26 protein-coding genes and 1 tRNA gene are annotated in these 24,529 nt (G+C 65.4%); 16 read left to right on the top strand and 11 right to left on the bottom strand.

Annotation, left to right across the window (positions count from 1 at the left end):
* Nucleotides 1-197: 197 nt before the first annotated feature.
* The 8 genes from ACSQ23_RS10375 (at nt 198) to ACSQ23_RS10410 (ending at nt 7,014) form a co-directional block, all read left to right on the top strand.
* Nucleotides 198-851 carry a YqiJ family protein gene (locus tag ACSQ23_RS10375; protein ID WP_436091034.1) on the top strand — a complete coding sequence of 218 codons (654 nt, stop codon included), beginning with the start codon at nt 198-200 and terminating at the stop codon, nt 849-851.
* A gap of 7 nt (nt 852-858) precedes the next feature.
* Entirely contained in the window at nt 859-2,499 is a 1,641-nt protein-coding gene (locus tag ACSQ23_RS10380; RefSeq protein WP_436090578.1) for a flotillin family protein, read from the top strand.
* Between the two features lie 59 nt (nt 2,500-2,558).
* A complete protein-coding gene (gene crcB, locus ACSQ23_RS10385) occupies nt 2,559-2,936 on the top strand; it encodes a fluoride efflux transporter CrcB (protein WP_055881426.1) in 378 nt (125 codons plus the stop codon).
* Nucleotides 2,933-3,919 carry an RluA family pseudouridine synthase gene (locus tag ACSQ23_RS10390; protein WP_055881423.1) on the top strand — a complete coding sequence of 329 codons (987 nt, stop codon included), beginning with the start codon at nt 2,933-2,935 and terminating at the stop codon, nt 3,917-3,919. The genes crcB and ACSQ23_RS10390 overlap by 4 nt, the downstream gene beginning before the upstream one ends.
* An 85-nt stretch (nt 3,920-4,004) precedes the next feature.
* Entirely contained in the window at nt 4,005-4,634 is a 630-nt protein-coding gene (locus tag ACSQ23_RS10395) for a hypothetical protein (protein WP_436090579.1), read from the top strand.
* A 78-nt stretch (nt 4,635-4,712) separates the two neighbouring features.
* Complete coding sequence (locus ACSQ23_RS10400; protein WP_055881417.1) at nt 4,713-5,375, top strand: HAD-IA family hydrolase; 663 nt, start codon at nt 4,713-4,715, stop codon at nt 5,373-5,375.
* Nucleotides 5,376-5,578: 203 nt separating this feature from the next.
* A complete protein-coding gene (locus ACSQ23_RS10405; RefSeq protein ID WP_436090580.1) occupies nt 5,579-6,238 on the top strand; it encodes an HAD family hydrolase in 660 nt (219 codons plus the stop codon).
* Nucleotides 6,238-7,014 (top strand): ATP12 family chaperone protein, encoded by a 777-nt coding sequence (locus ACSQ23_RS10410; RefSeq protein WP_436090581.1) that lies wholly within the window; start codon nt 6,238-6,240, stop codon nt 7,012-7,014. The genes ACSQ23_RS10405 and ACSQ23_RS10410 overlap by 1 nt, the downstream gene beginning before the upstream one ends.
* 113 nt (nt 7,015-7,127) lie before the next feature.
* Here the strand turns inward: ACSQ23_RS10410 and folK are convergent, their stop codons facing one another.
* From folK to rimO, 4 genes are read right to left on the bottom strand one after another with little or no spacing between them, the layout of a single operon-like run.
* Complete coding sequence (gene folK, locus ACSQ23_RS10415) at nt 7,128-7,586, bottom strand: 2-amino-4-hydroxy-6-hydroxymethyldihydropteridine diphosphokinase (protein ID WP_436090582.1); 459 nt, start codon at nt 7,584-7,586, stop codon at nt 7,128-7,130.
* Nucleotides 7,586-7,972, bottom strand: a complete 387-nt coding sequence (folB, locus tag ACSQ23_RS10420; RefSeq protein ID WP_436090583.1) for a dihydroneopterin aldolase — start codon at nt 7,970-7,972, stop codon at nt 7,586-7,588. The genes folK and folB overlap by 1 nt, the downstream gene beginning before the upstream one ends.
* A 10-nt stretch (nt 7,973-7,982) precedes the next feature.
* Complete coding sequence (folP, locus tag ACSQ23_RS10425; RefSeq protein ID WP_436090584.1) at nt 7,983-8,828, bottom strand: dihydropteroate synthase; 846 nt, start codon at nt 8,826-8,828, stop codon at nt 7,983-7,985.
* Nucleotides 8,828-10,192 carry a 30S ribosomal protein S12 methylthiotransferase RimO gene (gene rimO / locus ACSQ23_RS10430; protein WP_436090585.1) on the bottom strand — a complete coding sequence of 455 codons (1,365 nt, stop codon included), beginning with the start codon at nt 10,190-10,192 and terminating at the stop codon, nt 8,828-8,830. The genes folP and rimO overlap by 1 nt, the downstream gene beginning before the upstream one ends.
* 191 nt (nt 10,193-10,383) lie before the next feature.
* On the opposite strand from rimO, the gene ACSQ23_RS10435 reads away from it, so the two are divergent.
* Nucleotides 10,384-10,812 carry a DoxX family protein gene (locus ACSQ23_RS10435; RefSeq protein WP_055881400.1) on the top strand — a complete coding sequence of 143 codons (429 nt, stop codon included), beginning with the start codon at nt 10,384-10,386 and terminating at the stop codon, nt 10,810-10,812.
* A gap of 74 nt (nt 10,813-10,886) precedes the next feature.
* Here ACSQ23_RS10435 and ACSQ23_RS10440 read toward each other — a convergent pair whose 3' ends face one another.
* Together ACSQ23_RS10440 and lipB are read right to left on the bottom strand one after the other, a co-directional pair.
* Nucleotides 10,887-11,354 carry a DUF4282 domain-containing protein gene (locus ACSQ23_RS10440; protein WP_055881397.1) on the bottom strand — a complete coding sequence of 156 codons (468 nt, stop codon included), beginning with the start codon at nt 11,352-11,354 and terminating at the stop codon, nt 10,887-10,889.
* Nucleotides 11,355-11,396: 42 nt separating this feature from the next.
* Nucleotides 11,397-12,143, bottom strand: a complete 747-nt coding sequence (gene lipB, locus ACSQ23_RS10445) for a lipoyl(octanoyl) transferase LipB (RefSeq protein WP_436090586.1) — start codon at nt 12,141-12,143, stop codon at nt 11,397-11,399.
* Nucleotides 12,144-12,210: 67 nt separating this feature from the next.
* On the opposite strand from lipB, the gene ACSQ23_RS10450 reads away from it, so the two are divergent.
* Nucleotides 12,211-12,444, top strand: a complete 234-nt coding sequence (locus tag ACSQ23_RS10450) for a FliM/FliN family flagellar motor switch protein (RefSeq protein ID WP_055049144.1) — start codon at nt 12,211-12,213, stop codon at nt 12,442-12,444.
* 115 nt (nt 12,445-12,559) lie between these two features.
* Nucleotides 12,560-12,644 (top strand) — tRNA-Leu (locus ACSQ23_RS10455).
* A gap of 82 nt (nt 12,645-12,726) precedes the next feature.
* Here ACSQ23_RS10455 and ACSQ23_RS10460 read toward each other — a convergent pair.
* A complete protein-coding gene (locus tag ACSQ23_RS10460; protein WP_436090587.1) occupies nt 12,727-14,949 on the bottom strand; it encodes a heavy metal translocating P-type ATPase in 2,223 nt (740 codons plus the stop codon).
* A 78-nt stretch (nt 14,950-15,027) separates the two neighbouring features.
* On the opposite strand from ACSQ23_RS10460, the gene ACSQ23_RS10465 reads away from it, so the two are divergent.
* The gene (locus tag ACSQ23_RS10465; RefSeq protein WP_436090588.1) at nt 15,028-15,450 is read left to right on the top strand and encodes a MerR family transcriptional regulator; all 423 of its coding nucleotides are present in this window, start codon (nt 15,028-15,030) and stop codon (nt 15,448-15,450) included.
* 114 nt (nt 15,451-15,564) lie between these two features.
* Here ACSQ23_RS10465 and ACSQ23_RS10470 read toward each other — a convergent pair whose 3' ends face one another.
* The 4 genes from ACSQ23_RS10470 to metH form a co-directional block, all read right to left on the bottom strand.
* Complete coding sequence (locus tag ACSQ23_RS10470; protein ID WP_055881386.1) at nt 15,565-15,831, bottom strand: hypothetical protein; 267 nt, start codon at nt 15,829-15,831, stop codon at nt 15,565-15,567.
* Between the two features lie 100 nt (nt 15,832-15,931).
* Nucleotides 15,932-16,249 (bottom strand): hypothetical protein, encoded by a 318-nt coding sequence (locus ACSQ23_RS10475; RefSeq protein ID WP_055881383.1) that lies wholly within the window; start codon nt 16,247-16,249, stop codon nt 15,932-15,934.
* The gene (locus tag ACSQ23_RS10480) at nt 16,249-16,623 is read right to left on the bottom strand and encodes a hypothetical protein (protein WP_055881381.1); all 375 of its coding nucleotides are present in this window, start codon (nt 16,621-16,623) and stop codon (nt 16,249-16,251) included. The genes ACSQ23_RS10475 and ACSQ23_RS10480 overlap by 1 nt, the downstream gene beginning before the upstream one ends.
* Nucleotides 16,620-20,384: a methionine synthase gene (gene metH, locus ACSQ23_RS10485; RefSeq protein ID WP_436090589.1), complete on the bottom strand. Its 3,765-nt coding sequence runs from the start codon at nt 20,382-20,384 to the stop codon at nt 16,620-16,622. Before metH ends, ACSQ23_RS10480 begins: the two co-directional genes overlap by 4 nt.
* Nucleotides 20,385-20,689: 305 nt before the next feature.
* On the opposite strand from metH, the gene ACSQ23_RS10490 reads away from it, so the two are divergent.
* The 4 genes from ACSQ23_RS10490 to tmk all read left to right on the top strand — a co-directional run bounded on the left by ACSQ23_RS10490 (nt 20,690) and on the right by tmk (nt 24,528).
* The gene (locus ACSQ23_RS10490; RefSeq protein ID WP_436090590.1) at nt 20,690-21,385 is read left to right on the top strand and encodes an alpha/beta fold hydrolase; all 696 of its coding nucleotides are present in this window, start codon (nt 20,690-20,692) and stop codon (nt 21,383-21,385) included.
* Nucleotides 21,386-21,597: 212 nt separating this feature from the next.
* Nucleotides 21,598-22,533 carry a septal ring lytic transglycosylase RlpA family protein gene (locus tag ACSQ23_RS10495; RefSeq protein WP_055881374.1) on the top strand — a complete coding sequence of 312 codons (936 nt, stop codon included), beginning with the start codon at nt 21,598-21,600 and terminating at the stop codon, nt 22,531-22,533.
* Nucleotides 22,534-22,573: 40 nt separating this feature from the next.
* Nucleotides 22,574-23,725, top strand: coding sequence for a D-alanyl-D-alanine carboxypeptidase family protein (locus ACSQ23_RS10500; protein ID WP_436090591.1), 1,152 nt, complete (start codon nt 22,574-22,576; stop codon nt 23,723-23,725).
* A 119-nt stretch (nt 23,726-23,844) separates the two neighbouring features.
* A complete protein-coding gene (tmk, locus tag ACSQ23_RS10505; protein ID WP_436090592.1) occupies nt 23,845-24,528 on the top strand; it encodes a dTMP kinase in 684 nt (227 codons plus the stop codon).
* Nucleotide 24,529 lies beyond the last annotated feature (1 nt).

Here is a 24,529-nt window from a genome sequence, read left to right on the forward strand (position 1 = left end):
TCAAGGGGGAGGGAGGCGATAGCCGAGACATCTGCGCCTAGTTGCAATCGCCGGCTCTCCCACCGTTGCTTGGCGCCCCCTGAGCAACCAAGATTAGCCATATCGAAAATCCGTACCCTGAAGTCCTTGCGCCCTATGGAAAACTGTCACAACAGTCCCATATGACTTGAAGGGACCAGGGGAGGGGCAAGATAGAACTGTTCGCGCCGGAATTCGCACCGTTCACCGTTGCATTGATCGTCATGCTGGCGATCGGCGTAATCGAGTTGCTATCTCTGCTCATCGGCTTTTCGCCCTCCGCCTCGATCGAGGCGGCGCTTCCCGGCGTTGATGTTCCCGATCTCGAGGCGCCGGAGCTCAGCGGCGCGGAGGTCGGCCCGCTCTCGCACGTGCTCAGCTGGTTCTCGGTCGGACGGCTGCCGTTCCTGGCGCTGCTGGTGATCTTCCTTACCGGCTTCGGGTTGAGCGGCTACATCGTCCAATGGGCCGCCAATAGCGCCACAGGCAGTGCTCTCAACCCGTGGATCGCCGCGGTCCCGGCGTTGATCGGCGCCGGCTACGCGACGCGCTATCTCGGGCGCTGGCTCGGCGACATTTTTCCCCGGGATCAGTCGGAAGCGGCCAGCCGCTCCGAGCTGGTCGGCAGCTACGCCACGATCATTCGCGGCGAGGCCAAGCAGGGCCAACCTGCGGAAGCCAAGACCACCGACCTCCGCGGTCGTACCCATTACATCCTGCTCGAGCCGGGTGAACCCGGCATGACCTACAGCGCCGGCGATAGGGTCTTTCTCGTCGGTCGCGACAAGAACATCTACCGCGCCATTACGCGCCTCACCCCGCCACAGGAATAGCTCCGCAATGTACGACCAGCTCATTTCGATCCTGATCTTGGCCGCCATCATCATCGTCGCGATCTTCGTGATCGGCATGATCATCGCGCGGCTCTATCGTCGCGCCAGCAAGGAAGTATCCTTTGTCCGCACCGGGTTCGGTGGGCAGAGGGTGATCATGAACGGTGGCGCGCTGGTGCTGCCGGTGCTGCATGAGACCATCCCGGTCAACATGAATACCCTCCGCCTCGAAGTGGTGCGCACCGCCGAACAGGCGCTGATCACCAAGGACCGCATGCGCGTCGACGTGCAGGCCGAGTTCTACGTGCGCGTGCAGCCGACCGCCGAGGCCATCGCCGACGCCGCCCAGACCCTGGGCCGCCGCACCATGGAGCCGCAGGCGCTGAAGGAACTGGTCGAAGGCAAGTTCGTCGATGCGCTGCGCGCTGTCGCTGCCGAAATGGCGATGGAGGAGCTGCACGAGCAGCGGGTCAGCTTCGTGCAGAAGGTGCAGGCTGCGGTGTCCGAGGATATCCTCAAGAACGGCCTCGAGCTCGAATCCGTGTCGCTCACCGGCCTCGATCAGACCAACCGGGAGTTCTTCAATCCCGACAACGTGTTCGACGCCGAGGGTCTCACCAAGATGACCCAGTCGATCGAGGATCGGCGCAAGACCCGTAACGACATCGAACAGAACACCCAGGTGGCGATCGCGCGGAAGAACCTCGAGGCGCAGCAGGAGCAATTCACGATTACCCGTGACAGCGAGTATGCCCGCCTCAACAATGAGCGCGAAATCGCCATCCGTATCGACCAGCAAAACGCCGAGATCGAGAGTCTCCGCGCGCAGCGCGCGACCGAGGCCGAGGCGGCCCGTACGCTGTCGCGCCAGCAGGTGAAGGAAGCGGCGATCAAGGCCGACCAGGCCATCGCGCTCAGCGAGCAGATCAGCGCCACGGCGATCGCCGCCAAGTCCGAGGAGCAGTCGAAGGCCGAAGCCAAGGCCGACGTCGCCCGCGCGCTCGCCGCCAAGGCGGCCGAAGAAGTCGAGACCGCGCGCCTGACCGAGATCGCCGAGCGCACCAAGCGCATCCAGCTGATCGAGGCCGAGCAGGAAGCCCAGAAGGCCTCGATCAACATCGTCATCTCGTCCGATGCCGAAAAGCAGGCCGCCAAGAACCGCGCCGAAGCCGCCCGCACGCTGGCCCAGGGCGAGGCGGAAGCCGCCAAGCTGAAGGCCGCCGCCACCGAGGTCACCTACGCCGTCGAGGCCGAGGGCAAGCAGAAGCTCAACGAGGCCGCCAACCGCCTGTCGCCCGAGCAGATCGCCATGAACATCCGCATGGCGCTGATCGAGGCGCTGCCGTCGATCATCGCGGAATCGGTGAAGCCGATGGAGAACATCGAGGGCATCAAGATCCTGCATGTCGACGGGCTCTCCGGTGGCGGTAGCCATAGCCACGGGCTGAACGGTCATGCCGGCGGCGGGATCGCCGACCAGGCGGTCGATGCGGCGTTGCGCTACCGCAGCCAGGCCCCGCTGATCGATGCGCTGCTGGCCGAGCTCGGCCTCAAGGGCGGCTCGCTTAACGGCCTCGTCTCGTCGGCGGTGGCGCCGGCGCTCGATATCGACGAAGAGGACGACGAGGCAGGCGTGCCGGCGACCTGACAGCGACCCCGCGTGCATAGGGCTGGTCTTCCGCGGGCGGTGCCCGTAGAAGTCAGCCCATGCAAGCTTATCTTCTCGTCGGAATCGGCGGCGCGCTCGGCGCTTTGGCGCGCTTTGGCGCGCAGAACTGGATCGGCAGCCTGCCCAACGGCTTCCCGGTGGCAACGTTCCTCGTCAACATAGTCGGTTCGATCGCCATGGGCGTGCTGGTCGGCGTCCTCGCCAAGACCACGCCGCAGTACCAGAACGAGATCCGGCTGTTCGTCGCCGTCGGCATTTTCGGCGGCTTCACCACGTTCTCGAGCTTTTCGCTCGACGCCATTACGCTGATCGAGCGCGGCGATATCCTGCTCGCCGCTTTCTACATCGTCGGCTCGGTGCTGCTGTCGCTGGCCGGGCTCTGGATGGGCATGCTGGCCATGCGGGTGGTCGCATGAGTGGCGTCCGGCAACAGGTCGTCGCCCGCGACGAAGACGGCATGCGGCTCGACCGCTGGTTTGCGACGCACTTCCCGCAGGTCACCTTCGGGCACCTGCAGAAGCTGCTGCGCTCCGGCCAGATCCGCGTCGACAGCGGCCGTGTAAAGGCCAATGCGCGCCTCGCAGCGGGGCAGGTGGTGCGCGTGCCGCCGATCGAAGCCGCACCGGAGCGGGCCGAGGGCGAGATCAATTCGCGCGACGCCGACTTCCTCAGGGACATCATCCTCTATGAGGACGACGAACTCTACGTGTTCAACAAGCCGCACGGCCTTGCCTCGCAGGGCGGTTCGGGCACCAAGCGGCACATGGATGGGCTGCTGAAGAGCCTCCCCAACAAGAAGGGCGAGGCGCCGCGGCTGGTACACCGGCTCGACCGCGATACCTCCGGTTGCCTCGTCGTCGCCAAGACCAAGGCGGCGGCGGCGCATTTCGGCGAAGTGTTCTCGTCACGCCAGGCGCGGAAGATCTATTGGGCCGTGGTGTGGGGCAACCCGCACCCCAAGCAGGGCTCGATCTCGTGCTTCCTCGCCAAGCAGGCGACCACCGATGGAGAGCAGATGGTGGTGGTGCCGCAGGGCACGCCTGGCGCACAGCATTCGATGAGCTACTACTCGACCACCGACACGGCTGCCCGACGCTTCGCCTGGGTGACGCTGAAACCGGTGACCGGGCGCACGCACCAGCTGCGCGTCCACATGGCGCAGCTGCACAACCCGATCATGGGCGATCCGCGCTACTTCAACATCGAGAACTGGACGCCGCCGGACGAGATTTCGAAGGGGCTGCACCTGCATGCCCGCCGCATCCGGTTGCCGCTGCGCAACGGGCAACTGCTCGATGTTTCGGCGCCGCTGCCGCCGCATATGCAGGCGACCTTCGACGTGCTCGGCTTCGATGCCGATCGCTACGACGTGCAGGATCAGGATCCGGAACAGGACTGATCAAATCGCCGCGAGCGCCGGACGAAACGCGGAGCTCGCGTGTTCACCCTGTTGCGGCCCATTCCGGGCGCACAGGGAGATGCCAATGAAAACGATCGTTCTCGCCGCTGCCACCGCGGCAACCCTCGCCATTGCTGCACCGGCCATTGCGCAGGACGCGACCACCATGACCTTCTTCGTCACCAGTGTCGGTGCCGGGGACGGCGCCAATCTCGGCGGGCTCGACGGGGCAGACGCCCACTGTGCCAAGCTGGCGGAAGCCGCCGGCTCGACCGCCAAGACCTGGAAGGCCTATCTCAGCGCCGAAGGCGTCAACGCCAAGGACCGGATCGGCGCCGGGCCGTGGCAGAACTTCAAGGGCGACGTGATCGCCACCGATGTCGCCAACCTGCACAGCGCCGACAACAAGCTGACCAAGGCGACAGCGCTGTCCGAGACCGGGAACCCGATCAACGGGCGCGGTGACGATCCGAACCAGCACGACATCCTCACCGGCTCCAATCCGGATGGCACCCTGGCCGCCGGCCAGACCTGTGGCGACTGGACGCTGAACGGCGAGGGCAGCGCCATTGTCGGCCATTCCGATCGCACCGGTCTCGATGAGTCCGACGCTGCCAAATCCTGGAACTCCTCGCATCCGTCGCGCGGCTGCAGCCAGGAGAACCTGGTCGGCACGGGCGGCGCGGGTCTTCTCTACTGCTTCGCCGCGATGTAGACTTCCATCCAGTGGCGCAGGGCGTGACACGCCCTGCGTTTTATGGTTCTGAACGGGCCGAATTCAGGGGGAACTCCCGTGCGGCTCATCGTCTTCGATATGGATGGAACACTGATCGATACCCAGGCGCTCATTTCCGAGCATATGGGGTCCGCGTTCCGCTCGCTCGACCTGCCGGCGCCGACGCCGGCAGAGGTTCGGCAGATCATCGGATTGTCACTGCCCGTCGCAGTCGGCCAACTGGCCGGCACCAGCGATATCGATGTGATCGAAGGCATCGTCGGGCAGTACAAGAGCTTCTACAAGGCGTCGCTCGAGCACGAGTTCGATCGCGAGCCGCTCTACCCGGGCGCCCGCGAGGCGCTGGACCGGCTGCGCGAGCAGAAGGGCACTGTGCTGGGCATTGCCACTGGCAAGGGCCTCACCGGTGTCGCTCGGATCCTCGACAACCACCGGATCACCGGGCACTTCACCACTCTGCAGACGCCCGACCACAACCCGTCCAAGCCGCATCCCGGCATGCTGCTCAGCGCCATGGAAGAGACCGGCGCCGCCCCCGAGCAGACGGTGATGATCGGCGACACGGTGTTCGACATGGAGCTGGCCCGCGCCGCCAAGGTGCGCTCGATCGGCGTCAGCTGGGGCTATCACGATGCCGCCGAGCTGATCAAAGCCGGGGCAGGGACCCTGATCCACGACTACTCCGAGCTCGATGCCGCCATCGAGCGCGTGCTGGAATAGCAGCAGCCGGGGCAGTTTTCCGCGATCGAGCTATGCCTTTCGCGGGGCGTGACACGCCCGGCAAAGTGTGGTTCTGAGCGGGCTTGGAGCGGGATTGCGTTTCGTTGAATCGCACTCCCGCTCCAAGTCTTTGTTTTGTCGCGAGATCGAACCGGAAAGGTCTGCAACCTTTCCTGATCTCGCTCTGGGCAGGAGTTCTCCCGATGCGGCTGGTCGTCTTCGATCTCGATGGCACGTTGATCAATTCCGAGGCGCTCATCATCGAGACGGTCCGCGAATCCTTTGCCTCGGTGGGGCAGGCGATCCCCAGCGACGACGCGATCCGCTCCATCTCCGGCATCACCGCGCGCGATGCCATGGGGATACTCGCACCTGATGCCGACAGCGACCGGATCGACGTGATCCTCAACGCCTACCGCGCGACATACCTGCAGAAAGCCGGGCTCGCCCGCGAGCCGATGTTCGACGGCGCTCTCGATGCGCTCGATCGACTGCAGGCCGACCCGGAGACGATCCTCGCCGTGGCCACCGGCAAGGGCCATGCCGGCGCCATTACGCTGCTTGAGCGCCACGAGATCATCGGTCGCTTCAACTCGATCCAGACCCCAGCCCACAACCGCGGCAAGCCCGACCCGCAGATGATCGAGACGGCGATGGAGGCGGCCGGCATCGGCCGCGAAGCCACCGTAATGATCGGCGACACCTCACACGACATGAAGATGGCCCGCAACGCCAACGTCAAAGCTCTCGGCGTAGCCTGGGGCTATCACTCGGTGGCCGATCTCGAGGCAGCAGGCGCCGACCTGGTCATCCATCGCATGGATCAACTGGTCGACGCGGTCGACAAGCTATTGGAGGCCTGATGCGCGAGTTCCTCGAAGACGCCGACAAGCATCGCGACGACGGTTACGGCCGGGCGCAGCACCTCAACAAGGTCGAGCTGCCCAAGCGCTTCTACAAGGACGTCGGAGTGGGCACCGTCGCTGGCGGCTTTGCGGTGACGCTGGACGGCAAGACGCCACGCACTCCGGCGCAGAAGCCGGTGGTGGTGCCGTATCAGCCGGTGGCCGCCGCCATGGCCGAGGAATGGGCGGCGCAGCAGGAGTTCATCGACCCCAAGACCATGCCGATGGTTCGTCTGATCAACTCGGCGGTCGAGGCTGGCGACGAACGGCTCGAAGCGCTGCGCGAGGAGATCATCAAATATTCGGGCAACGACCTGCTGCTGTACCGCGCCGACACGCCGCGTGAGCTCGTCGCCGAGCAGGAGCGGGTGTGGGACGCGGTGCTGGTGAAGCTCGCCCGCCATTTCGAGATCGGCTTCCAGCCCACGATCGGCATCCTGCACCAGCCGCAGCCGGCGCCGACGCTGGAGCGCCTGCGCGCCTCGCTGGCCGATGCCGAGCTGATCGAGGCGGTGGCGCTCAACTCGCTGACCGGCATTACCGGCTCGGGCCTGCTCAGCATCGCGCTGCGGGAAGGGTTACTGACCTCGGAAGAGGTCTGGACCGCCGCCCATGTCGACGAGGACTACAACATCCGGCTCTGGGGCGAGGTCGAGGAAGCCACCGAACGCCGCGCCAAGCGTCGGATGGAGTTCGACGCAGCAGTGCGGGTGCTGGAGATGGTGAGGGGATAACTGCCGGCCGCAGTGCTTGCGGCCACCCCCACCCTCAATCCCTCCCCACAAGGGGGAGGGAGGCGCATGCCGAGGCCGCGGTTCCATCGTCTCCCTCCCTAGATGGGGAGGGATCAAGGGTGGGGTGGGGCCTTAGGCGCTGACTGCCGTCCCACGATCCACTCCGCCACCTCGGGCGCGATCTCGCGCAGCGGCGCCAGCACGAAGTCGCGCTCATGCGCATAGCGGTGCGGCACATGCAGGCGCTCGGTGTCGAGTTCCAACCGCTCGTAGGCCACCACGTCGATGTCGATGCGCCGCGGGCCCCAGCGGATGTCGCGGACCCGCCCCATCTCGCGCTCGATGCCGAGACAGGCGTCGAGAAGCTCGAGCGGCGCAAGGCTGGTCTCGGCCTCCACCACCATGTTGGAGAAATCCGGCTGGTCGGTCTTGCCCCAGGGTTTGGTGATCAGCATCGAGGATTGCGCCACGACGGCGATGCCCGGCCAGGCGTTCAGCCGGTCCACTGCCTCGCGCACTTGCGCTGAGGGATCGCCGATATTGGCACCGAGGCCGAGCCACGCGCGTGCCATCAGCGATCATCCCGGTGGCGATGCAGCTCGATGGCGGCCTCGCCAGCCACCATGGCGATCGGCGCTGAGGGCTTTCTCACCCGCACCTCTATCCACCGGATCCCTGGAAACGCCTCGAACAGCCGGTCGACGATGTGCTGGCCCACCGCCTCGATCAGCTTGAACCGCTGCGCCTCGAACGCTGCCTTCGCCACCTCGTAGATCTCGGCATAGGAGATCGATTGTTCGAGCTCGTCGCTGCGGCCGGCTTGGCCGAGGTCGACGCCGCACACCAGGTCGACGAAAAAGCGCTGCCCCAGCACCGCTTCCTCCGGCATCACGCCGTGATAGCCGAAGAACCCCAGGTCGCTGAGGATGATGCGGTCGCCGCTGAAGTCTTTGGTCACGTCTGAATTCCTAATCTGCGGGTCCATATAGGGCCGCCTCGGCGACGCGCAAGGCATCGCGGTTGGGCCGGATGTCGTGGACCCGGAAGATGTGGGCGCCGGCGGTATAGCCAAGCACCGAGGTCGCGATGGTGCCCGCCAGCCGCTCGTTGGCCGGCATATCGAGCAACTTACCGATCATCGATTTTCGCGAGGTGCCGACCAGCACCGGAAAGCCCATAGCCACCAGCTCCGGCAGCCGCCGCAGGATCTCGTAGTTCTCGCTCAGCGATTTGGCGAAGCCGAAGCCGGGGTCGAGTACGATGCGGTCACGCGTCACGCCGGCCTTGTCGGCGATATCGAGGGTGACGTCGAAGTACCTGGCCATCTCGGCCATCACGTCGCGGCCGGTGTCGCGCGCCTTGTCCCAGTGCATCACCACCAGCGGGGCGTCGTGCTGGGCCGCCACCGCCGCCACCTCAGGCTCGCGCTGCAGCCCATGGACGTCGTTGATGATAGTCGCTCCGGCAGCAATCGCCTGCTCGGCTACCTCGGCCTTATAGGTATCGATCGAGATCGGCCCCGTGATCCCGTCGGCCCGCAGGGCCGCGATCGCCGGCAGGACCCGCGTCAGCTCGTCTGCCACCGACACCTCCTCGGCTCCCGGTCGCGTGCTCTCGCCGCCGATGTCGATGATATCGGCCCCCTCGGCCAGCATCAGCCGCGCCTGCGCCAATGCCGCCGGCGCCGCATCGAAGCGGCCGCCGTCGGAAAAGCTGTCGGGGGTGACGTTGAGGATGCCCATCAGCCGGGCGGTGCGGCCAAGCCGCAGGGCGGCGCCGCCAGGCGCCAGCTCATACTCGCGGTGCCCAGGCATCAGCCGGCGACGGCGGTCGGCTTCAGGTCGTCCTTGGCGGCCACTGCAGAGGGCACGGCGAACAGGTCGTATTCGTCCGACTCGGTCACCAGCACCGACACCTTGTCGCCGACCTTGATGCCGTCGGCTTCGTGGATGATCACGGTGCCGTCGATCTCGGGCGCGTCCCACTGGCTGCGGCCGATGGCGCGGCCGGTATCGGGCTCGACGTCGTCGACCAGCACGTCGATGGTGCGGCCGACCTTCTTACTCAACACATGTGCCGAGATGTCCTGGGCCACTTCCATCAGGCGCTCATAGCGCTCGCGCTTCAGCTCATCGGGGACGATGCCCTCGATGTCGTTGGCGGGCGCGCCGGTCACCGGCTCGTACTCGAAGCAGCCGATGCGGTCGATCTCGGCCTCTTCCAGCCAATCGAGCAGGAACTCGAAATCCTCCTCCGTCTCGCCGGGGAAGCCGACGATGAAGTTGGAGCGGATGGCAAGGTCGGGAGCGACGGCGCGCCAGGCCTTGATCCGGTCGAGCGTCTTCACCTGGTTGGCCGGGCGGCGCATCGACTTCAGCACCGACGGCGCAGCGTGCTGGAACGGGATATCGAGATAGGGGAGGATCTTGCCCTCGGCCATCAGCGGGATGACGCTGTCGACATGCGGGTAGGGGTAGACATAGTGGAGGCGGGTCCACACGTCCATCTTGCCCAGTTCCTCGGCGAGGGTCTGGAAGCGCGCCTCGATATCGCGGCCGCGGAACTTCGAGCTCTGGTACTTGACGTCGAGGCCGTAGGCCGAGGTGTCCTGGGAGATCACCATGATCTCCTTGACGCCGGTGGCCACCAGCCGCTCCGCCTCGTACAGCACCGAAGCAATCGGACGAGAAACCAGATCGCCGCGAATCTGCGGGATGATGCAGAAGGTGCAGCGGTTGTTGCAGCCCTCGGAAATCTTCATGTAGGCGTAGTGGCGCGGCGTCAGCTTCAGGCCGGCTTCCGGCACCAGGTCGACGAACTTGTTCGGCACCGGCGGCACATGCAGGTTCACCGCGTTGACCACATCCTCGTACTGGTGCGGGCCGGTGACGGCGAGCACACTCGGATGCGTGGCGCGGATCATCTCTTCTTCGACGCCGAGGCAGCCGGTGACGATGACGCGGCCATTGGCGCCGACGGCCTCGCCGATCGCCTCGAGGCTTTCCTTCTTGGCGCTATCGAGGAAGCCGCAGGTATTGACCAGCACGACGTCCGCGCCGGCGTAGTCGCGCGAGAACGAATAGCCCTGCGAACGCAGCGTCGTCATGATGCGTTCGGAGTCGACGAGAGCCTTGGGGCAGCCGAGGCTGACCAGACCGATTTTCGGAGCTTGTGTCATTGGCGCGTGCCTATGCGCCAAACTCGGGAAAAAAGCAATGATCGGCACTCTGCGATGGAAGCAGGGCAGCCCTGATCACGGCCGATCACGAGCCCGTCAGATTACCAAACCTTCAGTTGACCCGAATCCTGAGCCTCGTGCTCTTGTTTCCGATGCGCCCACCTCCGAGGCGTCCAGCAGGAAAAAGACCCATGAATCTCGAAGCCCTCAACCGGTACCAGCCGCAGGCGCTGGCCGTTCTCCGCATCGTCGCTGCGCTCTGCTTCATGGCCCACGGCACGCAGAAGATGTTCGGCTTTCCGGCCTCAGGTGGCGGCGGCGGGTTCGAGCTGTTCTCGCTGATGGGCCTCGCGGCTGTGCTCGAAGTGTTCGGCGGCCTCGCCATCCTGCTTGGCGTCTTCACCCGCCCGGTGGCTTTCATCCTCGCCGGCCAGATGGCCTATGCGTTCTGGTTCGTGCACGTGCCGATGATGGGGCAGGGCAACATCATCCCGGTCGCCAATGGCGGCGATGGGGCCGTGCTGTTCTGCTTCGTATTCCTCTACCTGGTCTTCGCCGGCCCCGGCGCCTGGAGCGTCGACGAAGTCATGAAGTCGCGGCGCTCGCTCGTCACTGCCTGATCCCTGGAGATCATCGAAGTGGGCGAGCCACCCGCCCCAACGAAAAGGCCGCCCCTCGGGGCGGCCTTGTTGTTTCAGATATCGGGCTTCTCGGTCGGTGGCGGCGTGCGCCTCGCGGTCCGTCGCACCGCAGGCGTGGTTGGCTCTACATCCGCGCCCTCGCTCGTCTCGTCTTCGTAAGGTTCGTCCTCGGCGATGTCGTGGATGGCGTCGCGTACCTCGTCGATCAGCGAGGTCGGCACGCGGCTGAGGCTCACGGTGCGGGTGACTGTCTCGTTCGCCTTGAAGAACACCAGCAGCACTTCGCACACGATGCGCAACACGATCAGGAACAACGCGCCATACACCGCGATCTCGAGGATACCCCACAGGCCGTCGCCGAAATTGCGGCCGAAGCTGACGAACAGGTGCCCCACCGACCAGAGCAGCAGTGCCGCCAGCCCGGTGACGTAAAGCACCGGCACCAGTCGCGGCGAGAGGATGGTCTCGAGCCTGAACAGCGTCGGGCTGAGGAAGATTTTCTTGAGATCGTCCAGCGTCATGGCCTCACCCCCATGGAATCGGTCACCCAGAAAATGCGTGCGTCACGCGGCACTGACAAGGCCTTCCGGGCGCACATCTGCCGTGGCGCCAAAGCGCCGCTCGAAGGCGGTGCGCAGCGCGGCATCGACTTCGGGCATCGCAACCAGCTGTCCGAGATCCTCAAAGCTGGTCACGCCCTGGTCGGAAATGCCGCACGGCACGATGCCATCGAAGTGTGAAAGGGTCGGCGACACATTGATTGCAATGCCGTGGAAGGTCACCCAGCGGCTGACCCGCACGCCGATCGCCGCTACCTTGTCCTCGCGACCAAAGCCCTTGTCCGGCCGCGCGACCCAGACGCCGATCCGGCCATCGCGCCGCTCGCCGCGGATGTTGAAGGCGGCGAGCGTATCGATGATCAGCCCCTCGAGCCCCTGTACCAGGCAGCGTACGTCGCGGCCGCGCTGGCGCAGATCGAGCATGAAGTAGACCACCCGCTGGCCAGGGCCGTGATAGGTGTACTGCCCGCCGCGCCCGGCGTCATAGACCGGGAAGCGGTTGGGCGACAGCAGGTCCTCGGGCGCCGCCGAGGTGCCCGCCGTATAGAGCGGCGGATGCTCAAGCAGCCATACCTGTTCGCTGGCGGTACCGTCCGCAACGGCTGCCGCCCGCGCCTTCATCGCCTCCAGCGCTTCGGGGTAGGGGATGTAGCCTTCCGAGATTCGCCACTCGACCGGCACCCCATCGGCGCGGAACAGCTTGGTCCCGGTGTCGCAAGTTGGGTCAGTCGTTAACGCTTCGGTAAGCATGGGTGTCCAATGCTCTCTCACAAGGGGCCCGCGCGATTCAGCCGGGATGGTCGGTCGCGGTTTATGTATGAACACTCTAGACAATATTGAAGTCGATATCACCGTCGAGCTGGGCGCGGCGATCATGCCCGTGCATCACCTCTTGCGCATGGGCCGCGGCGCGGTGATCGAGCTCGATACCGGTGAGAACGACCCATTGCGCGTCTATGCCAACAACACGCTGATCGCGCGCGGCGAAGTGAAGGTCGAAGACGGCCGCCTCAGCGTCGAGCTCACCGAAAAAGTCCGCCGCCCAGCCTGATTTCGAGTTTGGCGGCGAGCGTTTGCATAACGGCAATTAATCGCTTGCACCCGCCAACGAGCGTTGCTACACGCTGCCTCGCTTCGCCGCTTCGGCGTCGCTCCTACCTCGGCGTGCGGTCGTGGCGGAATTGGTAGACGCGCAGCGTTGAGGTCGCTGTGCCGCAAGGCGTGGAAGTTCGAGTCTTCTCGACCGCACCAGGTTCTCTAGAGATCCTGCAGTCCAAAACAAACGGCTCCCCTCGGGGAGCCGTTGTTGTTTGGAGCATTGGAAGCTGAACCGCTATTTTCCCTTCCAGCCCAACAGCCGCATGGCGTTGATCGTCACCAGCACCGTCGCGCCAGTATCCGCGAGGATCGCCGGCCACAGGCCCGTGACGCCGATAATCGTGGTGACGAGGAACACCGCCTTCAGGCCCAGCGCCACGGTGATGTTCTGGGCGATGTTGCCCATCGTGGCTTTCGACAGGCCGATCATGTTGGCGATGTCGGCGACGCGGCCGTGGAGGATGGCGGCGTCGGCGGTTTCGAGCGCCACGTCGGTGCCGCCGCCCATGGCGATGCCGATATCGGCGGCGGCTAGGGCAGGGGCGTCGTTGATGCCGTCGCCGACCTTGGCGACGACGCGGCCCTGCTGCTGCAGCTCGCGGACGATGCGCTGCTTATCCTCGGGGAGGAGGCCGGCGCGCACCTCGATGCCGAGGTCGGCGCCGATGGCCTTGGCGGTTCGCTCGTTGTCGCCGGTGAGCATGACAGTCCTGACGCCCTCGGACTGCAACCGGCGCAGCCCATCCGCCGCGTCGACGCGCGGCTCGTCGCGGATGGCAAGGAGGCCGGCGACCTGATCGCCGACTAGCAGCACCGAGACGGTCTTGCCGGCATCATTGAGCGCGCCGATCTGCTCACGCAGCGCCGCATCGAACGGCACCTGCTCTTCGGCCGCCTTGGGGGAGGCGAGGAACAGGGTTTCGCCGCCGACCTTGCCGGTGACACCCTTGCCGGGCACTGCCTTGGCGCCAGCCGCAGGCGGTACGAAGGCCTTGTCGGCCTTGGCGCGGGCCAACACCGCCACTGCCAGCGGGTGGCTTGAGCCGCTCTCCAGCGCCGCCGCCAGCGACAACACCTGAGCTTCCGAGCGCCCGATGCCGACGATGTCGGTGACCTGCGGCTTGCCCTCGGTGAGCGTGCCGGTCTTGTCGAGCGCCACGGTATCGATCCTGCGCAACTGCTCCAGCACGGCGCCACCCTTCAGCAGCAGCCCGCGGCGGGCGCCGGCCGAGAGGCCCGCGGCGATCGCCGCCGGGGTGGAGATCACCAGCGCGCAGGGGCAGCCGATCAACAGGATGGCGAGGCCCTTGTAGATCCACTCGTCCCAGGGCTGGCCGGCCAGCAGCGGCGGCAGGATGGCGACCAGCGCGCCCACCACCAGCACGGCCGGCGTGTAGTACTTTGAGAACTTGTCGATGAACCGCTCGGTTGGCGCCTTGCTTTCCTGCGCTTCCTCGACCAGTCGCACGACGCGGGCAATGGTGTTGTCGGCGGCGGCCGCAGTCACCCGCACGCGCAGCACGGCATCGGCGTTAATGGTGCCGGCGAACACGTCGTCGCCGGGGCCCTTGGTCCTGGGAACACTCTCACCGGTCACCGGGGCCTCGTTGATGGCGGAACTGCCGTCGACGATGACGCCGTCGGCGGCGATGCGGTCGCCGGGACGCACGAGGATGATGGTGCCGACGGTCAGTTGCGCCGCGGGGACCTCGGTGGTGGCGCCGTCCTGTTCGACCAATGCCAGCTTGGGCACCAGGTCGGCGAGGCCGCGAATGCTGGCGCGGGCCCGGCCGGCGGCAACGCCCTCGAGCAGCTCGCCGACGAGGAACAGCAGCACCACGGTAGCCGCTTCCTCGGTGGCGCCGATGAACGCCGCGCCGATGGCGGCAATGGTCATCAGCGTCTCGATCGAGAACGGCGTGCCGGTCATGCCGGCGACGACGGCGCGCCGCGCCACCGGGATCAGGCCCACCGCCATGGCGACGAAGAACGCCCAATGGCCGATTTGAGGGAACAACTGCCCGGCAATATAGGCCGCCAGCAGGGCGCCACCGGAGATGAAGGTCAGCAGGGCCTTTCGCGTCTTCCACCACGGGCCGCCAATGATCTCGCCATGCACGGGGTGATCGTGATCATCGCCGTGGTCATGGCTGTGATCGGAGTGGTCGTGATCATGGTCGTGCCCGGCATGGCCATGGTTCCCCACCACGGGAGCGGCAGACCCGGTATGGGCGGATCGGGCGGGGGCGATCTGGTAGCCAAGCGCCTTGACCTGCCGCTCGATGGCGCCCTTGGCGACCTCACCCGAGCGCGTCACGGTCATCGTGCCATTGGGGAGCGACACGCCGACCTCGCCGACGCCGGGAAGCCGGCTGACGGCGTTCTCGATCTTGGTCACACAGGCGGCGCAGTCCATGCCGCCAATGCGGAATTTCAGCTTCTCGGCGGCCTCGGACATGCGGCACTCCTTGGATTCTTCATCATGTCCGCATACATCTAGGACCTCTAGCCACTAGAGGATCAAGGGGTGAATGCAATGAATTTGCCGATCGGCGAATTGTCACGGCGGACCGGCGTCAAGGTTCCGACCATCCGCTTTTACGAGCAGATCGGCCTGCTGCAGTCGCCGCCGCGGACCGAGGGCAATCAGCGCCGTTACGGTAAGCCCGAGGTGGAGCGGCTCAACTTCATCCGCCACTCGCGCGAGCTCGGCTTCGAGGTCGAAGATATCCGAGAACTGCTGGACATGGCCGCGTCGCCGCAGGCCTCATGCCACCAGGCCGACAGCATCGCCCGCAACCACCTGACCGAGATCGACCGCCGCATCGCCAGCCTCTCGGCGCTGCGCGGTGAGCTGACCCGGATGGTCGAGGAGTGCGGCCATGGGCGAATCTGCGATTGCCGGATCATCGAAGTGCTGGCCGACCACGGCGAGTGCGTGACCGAGCACGCGCACTAGAGCGCTTCACATGGTGCGCAGCGGCCGAGCTGACCAACTACGATCACCTCACCCACGATGACAGAGGGTGGGTGGGTGAAGGGTCGAGCCCAAGCTGCAGCCCAATCCTGGACCTTACTCCCGGCGAGCCGACGGTGGGTATTTGCCGTTGGCGTAGCCGAGGAAGATGCCGGCGATGATGCCGAGCACCACGCCGCCGATCAGCAGCATGATGCCGGGTCCTACGGCGCCGCCGATCGCTTCTGGGCTGGCGTTCGGGCCGAAGGCGGTCAGCAGCGGCCCCAGGATGGCGCCGATCAGGCCGAGCCCCATCAGCATGATGGCGCCGAAGAGCAGCTTGCTCCCGACATTGACCGAGAACGGATCCGGATGCTCTGCCATTTGCCACGCCCCCTCAAGCGTCCACGCCCCTACCAACAGGCGTGAACCACAGCTTAGCGCGACGAGGCTACACTGCAAGTAATACTGAGGTTTGGCGCGGCTAGGCTTGCCAGGCGAGCACAGTGTTGCCGGCCCGACAGAAGCTCACGCCAAGCTGGCCGGATTCACCGACCCAGCTATGCGTCTCGCCGTCGCGGCTGAGGGCATGACCGGCACGGCGGAGTTCGGCGACGATCATGCCGACCTGATTGTGCCAGTCGCGCGTCCCGGGCGCCGCCGCCAACCGGGAGCGGATCGCTGCCTGCTGTTCGTCGAGCCGTTGGGTTCGCTCGGCTGCGTCGAGAGCCAGCAGCGCGGCGCGGCTGATTGGGTGGATGTCGTCGGCCGCGGGCCGGATGAAGAGATCAAGCGCGGCCATCAGACCACCTCCGCCAGATGAAAGTTGCGGGCCACGGTGAAGTCGCGGAGCCCGAAGGCCGGCAGCTTGCCGGGGACAATGGCGTCAGCGACGGCCGTGCGATCTTCAACGTCGGTGGCGTCCACCACCACCCGGACGAACGGCTCGGCCATGCCGAGCCGCACCTTTTCCTGCAGCTCGAACAGCAGCACCCGCACATTGCCGCGGCTCTCGCAGGCGATGCACTCGGCGCCCGGATCATGAGCGTGCAGTGGTGGATCGAGATGCACCACTGCGGTATCGCGCCCACCGAAGCGGCCGAGGGCCGCCTTGTCGGTGACCACGGTCACCGGCACGGAAGTGGCGCGGCGGGCGAACGGGGCAGGGGAGGTCATACCGCCTCCTTGTCCGAGCTCGGGATGTAGTTGAGGATCGGCCCGAGCCAGCGTTCGACTTCGCGGATCGCCATGCCCTTGCGCCGGGCATAGTCCTCCACCTGGTCACGTTCCACCTTGGCGACACCGAAATAGAAGCTCTCGGGGTGGCTCAGATACATGCCAGACACCGACGAGCCCGGCCACATGGCGTAGCTCTCGGTCAGCTCGACGCCGATGCGCTGCTTGGCGTTGAGCAGGTGGAATAGCGTCGTCTTCTCGGTATGGTCGGGCTGGGCCGGATAGCCCGGGGCAGGGCGGATGCCCTGGTAAGGCTCGCCGATCATTTCGTTGGGTGCAAAGGTTTCCGCGGCGCCGTAGCCCCAGAATTCCTTGCGTACCCGCTCGTGCATCAGTTCGGCGAAGGCCTCGGCGAAGCGATCGGCCAGCGCCTTGATCAGGATCGACGAGTAGTCGTCGTTCCGCCGTTCGAAGCGCTCGGCAATGATGTTCTCCTCGAGCCCCGCCGTGACCACGAAGCCCCCCAGATAGTCCGGGATGCCCTCGGGCGCGACGAAGTCGGCCAGGGCCATGTGCGGCTTGCCGCCGGTCTTCGAAAGCTGCTGGCGCAGGGTGAAGAACGTCGCCAACTGATCCTTGCGATCTGCATCGGTATAGAGCCGAATGTCGTCGCCGACCTGGTTGGCGTGCCAGAAGCCGATCACCGCCTTGGGGCGGAACCAGTTCTTCTGGATCACTTCCTTCAGCATCTTCTGCGCGTCGTCCCAGAGCTGACGCGCCGCCGGGCCCTGGTCCTTGTCCTCGAGGATTGCCGGGAAGCGGCCCTTCAGTTCCCAGGCCTGGAAGAACGGCGTCCAGTCAATGTACCTGGCGATCTCAGCCAGGTCGTAGTTCTCGAACACTCGCGTGCCGAGGAAGCTCGGCTTGGGCGGCACGTAGCCATCCCATTTCGGCTGGAAGCGGTTGGCGCGGGCGGTTGCCAGCGATGTCCGCTGCTTTTCCGCCTCGCTCTGCCGGTGCTTTTCGGCCAGCCGCTCGTACTCGGCCTTCACGTCCTGAACATAGGCCGGGCGCTGTTCCTGCGACAGCAGCGACGACACCACGCCCACGGCGCGGCTGGCGTCGTGTACGTGCACAGTCGGTCCGCCATGATACTGCGGGTGGATCTTCACCGCGGTGTGGACGCGCGAGGTGGTGGCGCCGCCGATCAGCAGCGGCACGTGGAAGCCTTCGCGCTCCATCTCGGAGGCAACATGCACCATCTCGTCGAGCGACGGGGTGATGAGGCCGCTGAGCCCGATGACGTCGACATTCTCCGCCTTCGCCACCTCGAGGATCTTCGCCGTCGGCACCATGACGCCGAGGTCGATGATCTCGTAGTTGTTGCAGGAGAGGACCACGCCGACGATGTTCTTGCCGATGTCGTGCACATCGCCCTTCACCGTCGCCATCAGCACCTTGCCGGCGCTGCGGCGGCCGGTGGCGTTGCCATCGGCGTTCTTCTCCGCCTCCATGAACGGGAGAAGGTGCGCCACCGCCTGCTTCATCACCCGGGCGGATTTTACCACCTGCGGCAGGAACATCTTGCCGGAGCCGAACAGGTCACCGACCACGCTCATCCCGGCCATCAGCGGGCCCTCGATGACGTGCAGCGGCCGCTCGGCGCTGAGCCGCGCTTCCTCGGTGTCGGCGTCGATGAACTCGGTGATGCCGTTGACCAGCGCATGCGAGATGCGCTCTGCCACGGGCTTGGTCCGCCAGGTCAGGTCCTTGGCCTTCTGCTCGCCGCCGGCCTGGCCCTTGAACTGCTCGGCAATCTCCAGGAGCCGCTCGGTCGAATCCGCCCGGCGGTTGAAAATCACGTCCTCGCAGGCCTCGCGCAGCTTCGGCTCCAGCGTGTCGTAGACCGCCAGCTGGCCGGCGTTGACGATGCCCATGTCCATGCCCGCCTGGATGGCGTGGTAGAGGAACACCGAGTGCATCGCCTCACGCACCGGCTCGTTGCCGCGGAAGGAGAAGCTGAGGTTGCTCACGCCACCGGAAATATGTGCGTGCGTAAGGGTTTGCCGGATGGTCCTCGTGGCTTCGATGAAGGCGATGCCATAGCCGACATGCTCCTCGATGCCGGTGGCGACAGCGAAGATGTTGGGGTCGAAGACGATATCCTCGGGCGGGAAACCGACTTCCTCGGTCAGGAGCTTATAGGCCTTCGAGCAGATCTCGACCTTGCGCTCATAGGTGTCGGCCTGGCCCTGCTCGTCGAAGGCCATCACCACCACGGCGGCGCCATAGGAGCGCACCAGCCGGGCGGTTTCGAGGAATTTCTCGACCCCTTCCTTCATGGAGATCGAGTTGACCAGCGCCTTGCCCTGCACGCATTTGAGGCCCGCCTCGATCACCTCGAACTTCGAAGAATCGATCATCAGCGGTACGCGGGCGATATCGGGTTCGGCGGCGAGCAGGTTGAGGAACTCGACCATCACCTTCTGGCTGTCGAGCAGCCCCTCGTCGACGTTGATGTCGATAACCTGGGCGCCGTTCTGCACCTGGTCGCGCGCCACTTCGAGCGCGGCGGTGTAGTCGCCGGCGGTGATGAGCTTGCGGAACTTGGCCGAGCCAGTGACATTGGTGCGCTCGCCGATGTTCACGAACGGGATGTCGCCGGTGAGCGTAAACGGCTCGAGGCCGCTCAGCCGCAGGAGGGTCGGCACCTCGGGGATCTTGCGCGGCTTGTACTTTCCAACTGCTTCCTTGATCGCCCGGATGTGGTCCGGGGTCGAACCGCAGCAGCCGCCGACGATGTTGAGGAAGCCATCCCGCGCAAAGCCCTCAAGCTGGCGCGCCATGAATTCCGGCGTCTCGTCATAACCGCCGAACTCGTTGGGCAGGCCCGCATTGGGATAGGCGCAGATCAGCGTGTCGGCGACATCGGAGAGCTCGTTGATATGGGCGCGCATGGCATTGGCGCCGAGCGCGCAGTTGAGCCCGATGGTGAAGGGCTTGGCGTGCCGCACCGAGTACCAGAACGCCGTCGGCGTCTGGCCGCTCAGCGTACGGCCGCTGAGGTCGGTGATGGTGCCGGAGATCATCACCGGCAGCTCGTTGCCGCGCTCTTCGAAGATGCGCCGCGCCGCAAAGATGCCGGCCTTGGTGTTGAGCGTGTCGGTGATGGTCTCGAACAGCAACAGGTCGGCGCCGCCGTCGATCAGCCCGTTGATCTGCTCGGCATAGCCTTTGACGATCTCATCGAAGGTGATCGCCCGGTGCCCCGGCGAGTTCACGTCCGTCGACATCGACGCCGTCTTGTTCAGGGGGCCAAGAGCGCCGGCAACGAAACGCCGCTTCCCATCGATGTCGAAGGCCTGCTGCGCCGCCTCGCGCGCCAGCCGGGCGCCCTCGAGGTTGAGTTCATAGGCGAGCGCCTGCATGCCGTAATCGGCCATGACGATGTCGGTGGAGGAGAAGGTGTTGGTCTCCACCATGTCGGCGCCGGCGAGGTAATATTGCAGGTGGATGGCGCGGATCGCGTCGGGCTGGGTCAGGTTGAGCAGGTCGTTATTGCCCCGCACGTCCTTGTGCCAATCCTTGAAGCGCTCGCCGCGATAGGCGGCTTCATCGAGCTTCAGCTGCTGAATCATGGTGCCCATGGCGCCATCGAGGATCAGGATGCGTTCGGAGGCCGCCTGGGTAAGGGCTCCCCGCACCTCCTCGCCCTTGGGCAAGGAATTTCTATCGATCTCAATGTGTTGAGCTTCAGTCATCGCTCGACTTTCCAACGTCTGTCACGCCAAACTGCGTTCACCGCCGGCACACTCGCATGGCGGGATATAAAGATATCTTTATATGAATGCCGACCGCCCGGCAAGCAAGCCCGTTCCCGTTCTCGGCCGGGAGAACGAAAACGTTCCCCACGGGGAGAACGAAAACGTTCCCCACGGGGAGAACGAAAACGTTCCCCACGGGGAGAACGAAAACGTTCCCCACGGGGAGAACGAAAACGTTCCCCACGGGGAGAACGAAAACGTTCCTCCGGGAACTGCAACGCTCGATCAGGACTTTCGCTTTCATGACAATGCCGATCCTCCTCGTTCCCGGTCTCAACTGCACCGCCGAGATCTATGCCCATCAGGTGCCGGCACTGTGGCAGTTCGGGCCGGTGACCATCGCCAACCACACCGAGGGCAGTTCGATGCAGCAGATTGCGGCATCGATTCTTAGCGACGCGCCGCCTGAGTTCGCCCTCATCGGCTTCTCGATGGGCGGCTACCTGGCGTTCGAGATGCTCAGGCAGGCGAGGGGGCGGGTGCTGAAGCTGGCGCTGCTCGACACTTCAGCGCGACCAGATACCCCCGAGGCGGTCGAGAAGCGACGAACGGCCATCGCATTGACGGAGCAGGGGAAGTTCAACCTCGCCATCGCGCAGTCGTTCCCCAATGCGGTGCACCCCGACCACCTCGGCGATGCGGCGCTCAAGGCGCTGCATGTGCGCATGGCCACGGCGAATGGCGGCGCAACCTATATCCGGCAGCAGACCGCCATTATGGGCCGGCCGGACTCTCGCCCCGAACTCGGCGCCATCGCGGTGCCGACGCTGGTGTTGGTCGGCGACAAGGACGCAATCACCGTTCCCGAGGCCGCCCGCGAGATGGCCACCGGGATTGCCGACGCCAGGCTCGTCGTGGTCCCCAGGGCAGGGCACATGGCGCTGGTCGAGCAGCATGCCACCGTTACCGCGGAACTCACGGAATGGGCGGCTAAATAGCTGGCATTTGAAGCAAATTAACCCGGCCGCAACCACGTTGCGGTTCGATGCGATCATCCCCGCACGGCTTTCGGTATGGTGCGGAAATCTCTCGATGGGTTGATCTGGTTTTGGCAGTGTTTTCTCGCGACCTTCGCGCGGCCGCCCGGCTGCTTGCTCTTGCTGTGCTCCTGGCGCCGGTTGTGGCTGCCTGCAGCAGCGATGGGGGAGGGGTGCCGCACATCAAGCGCTCCGCTTTCAGCTCCAAGGAGTTCGGCGTCGCCGTCAGCCCGCGCGTCACCAATGCCAAGAACCCGCCCAAGGGCGGCGGCCGCTACATGGTCGGCAAGCCCTACACAGTGCGCGGCGAAGTCTATGAGCCGATCGAGAACCCGATCGGCTACGTCGCCTCGGGCGGCGCCTCCTGGTACGGCAACGACTTCCATGGCCGGCGCACCGCCAATGGCGAGATCTTCTCAGCCAACGCCATTTCCTGCGCCAGCCCCGTGCTGCCGCTGCCGAGCTATGTCCGCGTCACCAATGTCGACAATGGCCGCTCGATCGTCTGCCGCGTCAACGATCGCGGCCCGTACCTCCATGGCCGGGTGATGGACCTCAGCTACCGGACCGCCGAGATCCTCGGCTATGCCGGCAACGGTGTCGGCAATATCCAGGTGCAGTATATCGGCCCGGCGCCGCTCAATGGCGACGACACCCGCATGCTGCTCGCCAGCGTCGACAAGCCAACGCGCATGGAGCAGGGGGCTACCCGCCTCGCCATGAACGAAGAGCGTCCGAATCTCATCGGCGGCATCATCGATATGTTTGGCTATGTCGACAGCGGTGCGGCCGACGAGGCCATTACCGGCGCCCACGCGGCTGCCAACGCCATGGCGACCCGCTCGGGCTCGCTCGACTCCTGGGTGGCGACGGTCGACGAGGACAAGCGCGCCATCAAGCTGGAGCTCGGCGTGTTCGCCGATGCCACGAGGGCCGATGACGTGGCGCTGCAGTTCGCCATGCTGGGCGCGGTCGACGAGGATGCCGTGCGCATCCCCGGCGCCGATGCCACACGCCTGACACTCACGCATCTTAAGCCCGGTGTGGCGCGGGATGATGTGATGTCGCTCGCCAGGCAACTTGGACTCAAGGACCTGGTGCTCTATTAGTTTGAGAGCGGTCGAGCATTGACCGCGATCGGGGTTGAGATTGCGGAATTTTGGCCTGAAACTGCTGGTCGCCCTGTTTGCCGTCTGTCTGGCGGCACCCGCACACGCGCAGGATTTCGACACCAAGGCGCCGTTTGCCGTACTGATGGACTACGAGTCCGGCACGATCCTGTTCAACAAGGCAGGTGACGAGCAGCTCGAGCCCGCCAGCATGGCCAAGCTGATGACGCTGGCCGTGGTGTTCGACCAGCTGCAGTCGAAAAAGCTCCAGCCGACCGACGAGTTCTTCATTTCCGAGCATGCCTGGCGCGATGGCGGCGCCTCATCGGGCGGCTCGACCATGTTTGCCGAGCTGAACTCGAAGATCCCGGTGATGGATCTGGTCCGCTCGGTGATCATCCAGTCCGGCAACGACGCGGCGATCGCGCTGGCCGAGGGCATTGCCGGCAGTGAGCTCAGCTTCGCGCAGATGATGAACCAGCTGGGCAAGGAGGTTGGCCTCAGCGGCTCGAACTTCGTCAACGCTACCGGCCTGCCCGACCCGGCGCAGTTCTCGACGGCGCGCGACCTTGCGACCATTGCCCGCTTCATCATCGCGCAGTTCCCCGAATACTACCCGATCTTCTCGGAGAAGGAGTTCACCTGGAACAAGATCCGCCAGATGAACCGCAACTCGCTGCTGGAGATCGGGATCGGCGTCGATGGCTTGAAGACCGGCCACACCGAGGCCGCCGGCTATGGTGAAGTGGTCTCGACCGCCGCCACCGGCCGCCGTCTGATTGCCGTGCTGCACGGGCTCAAATCGATGACCGAGCGCACCGAAGAGGCGCGCAAGCTCGTCACCTGGGGCACCCGCGGCTTCGAACTGATCCCGGTGTTCCCGGAGGGCTCCGCCATCTCGCATGCCGATGTCTATGGCGGCAGCGCCGGGCAGGTGTCATTGGTGGGCAAGGGCAGCATCGATCTGTTCCTGCCCAAGGGCGCGCAGAACTGCCCGCAGGCCACGGTCACCTACAAGGCGCCGATCCGCCCGCCTGTGCAGAAGGGCGATCAACTGGCCCAGCTCAATGTCATGTGCAACGGCGCCGTGGTACAGGTCACCCCGCTCTACGCGGGCGAGGACGTCGCCGACGGCGATATCGTCCGCAAGGCAACCGACGCGCTCAAGGAACTGGCGCTCGGCTGGTTGTAGAGCACTTCCCCGCCTCCTTGAGTCGTGGCAGTGCTCTACCTGTTTGATTTGTCGCGCTTTCGAACCGGAAAAGTCTGCAACTTTTCCTGAAAGCGCTCCGGGTTCGGGAACGCAAAGCAATGCTCGATGTGCCGGCGAAACCCGCCGCCCGTTTCATCACCTTTGAGGGCGGCGAAGGCGTCGGCAAGTCGACGCAGGTCAAGCGCCTGCTGGTGCGGCTGAACCGCATGGACATCGAAGCCGTCCGCACCCGCGAGCCCGGCGGCACGCCCAAGGCCGAAGCGGTCCGCGCCTTCATCCTGCAGGGGCGCTCCGAGAGCTGGGGCGCCGGGGCCGAGGCCGTGCTCTTCGCCGCCGCCCGCTACGACCATGTCAGCTCGCTCATCGCCCCCAGCCTCAGCAGCGGCAAATGGGTGATCTCCGACCGCTTCCACGATTCGACCCGGGCCTATCAGGGCCTTACCGGCGGCGTCGACGACAAGCTGATCCGCGGGCTCGAGACGCTGGCGCTCGACGGCCACCAGCCCGACATCACCTTCATTCTCGACATGGATCCGGCCATCGCCTTCGCGCGGGTCAACAACCGTGAGATCGAGAAGGCGCTGGCTGAAACCGGCGATCGCTTCGAGAAGGAAGATCTCGAGTGGCACCGCCGCCTGCGCCAGGCTTTCCTCGCCATCGGCAAGGCCAATCCCGAGCGCTGCGTCGTGTTGCCCGCCGGCCAATCGGAAGATGCGCTGGAGCAGGAGATCTGGGATACGCTGAACCGGCGCTTCCCCGAGCTCGAGGCAAAGGCCGACTGAA

This window comes from Devosia sp. LjRoot16 (assembly GCF_964252795.1).
GTDB lineage: Bacteria > Pseudomonadota > Alphaproteobacteria > Rhizobiales > Devosiaceae > Devosia_A.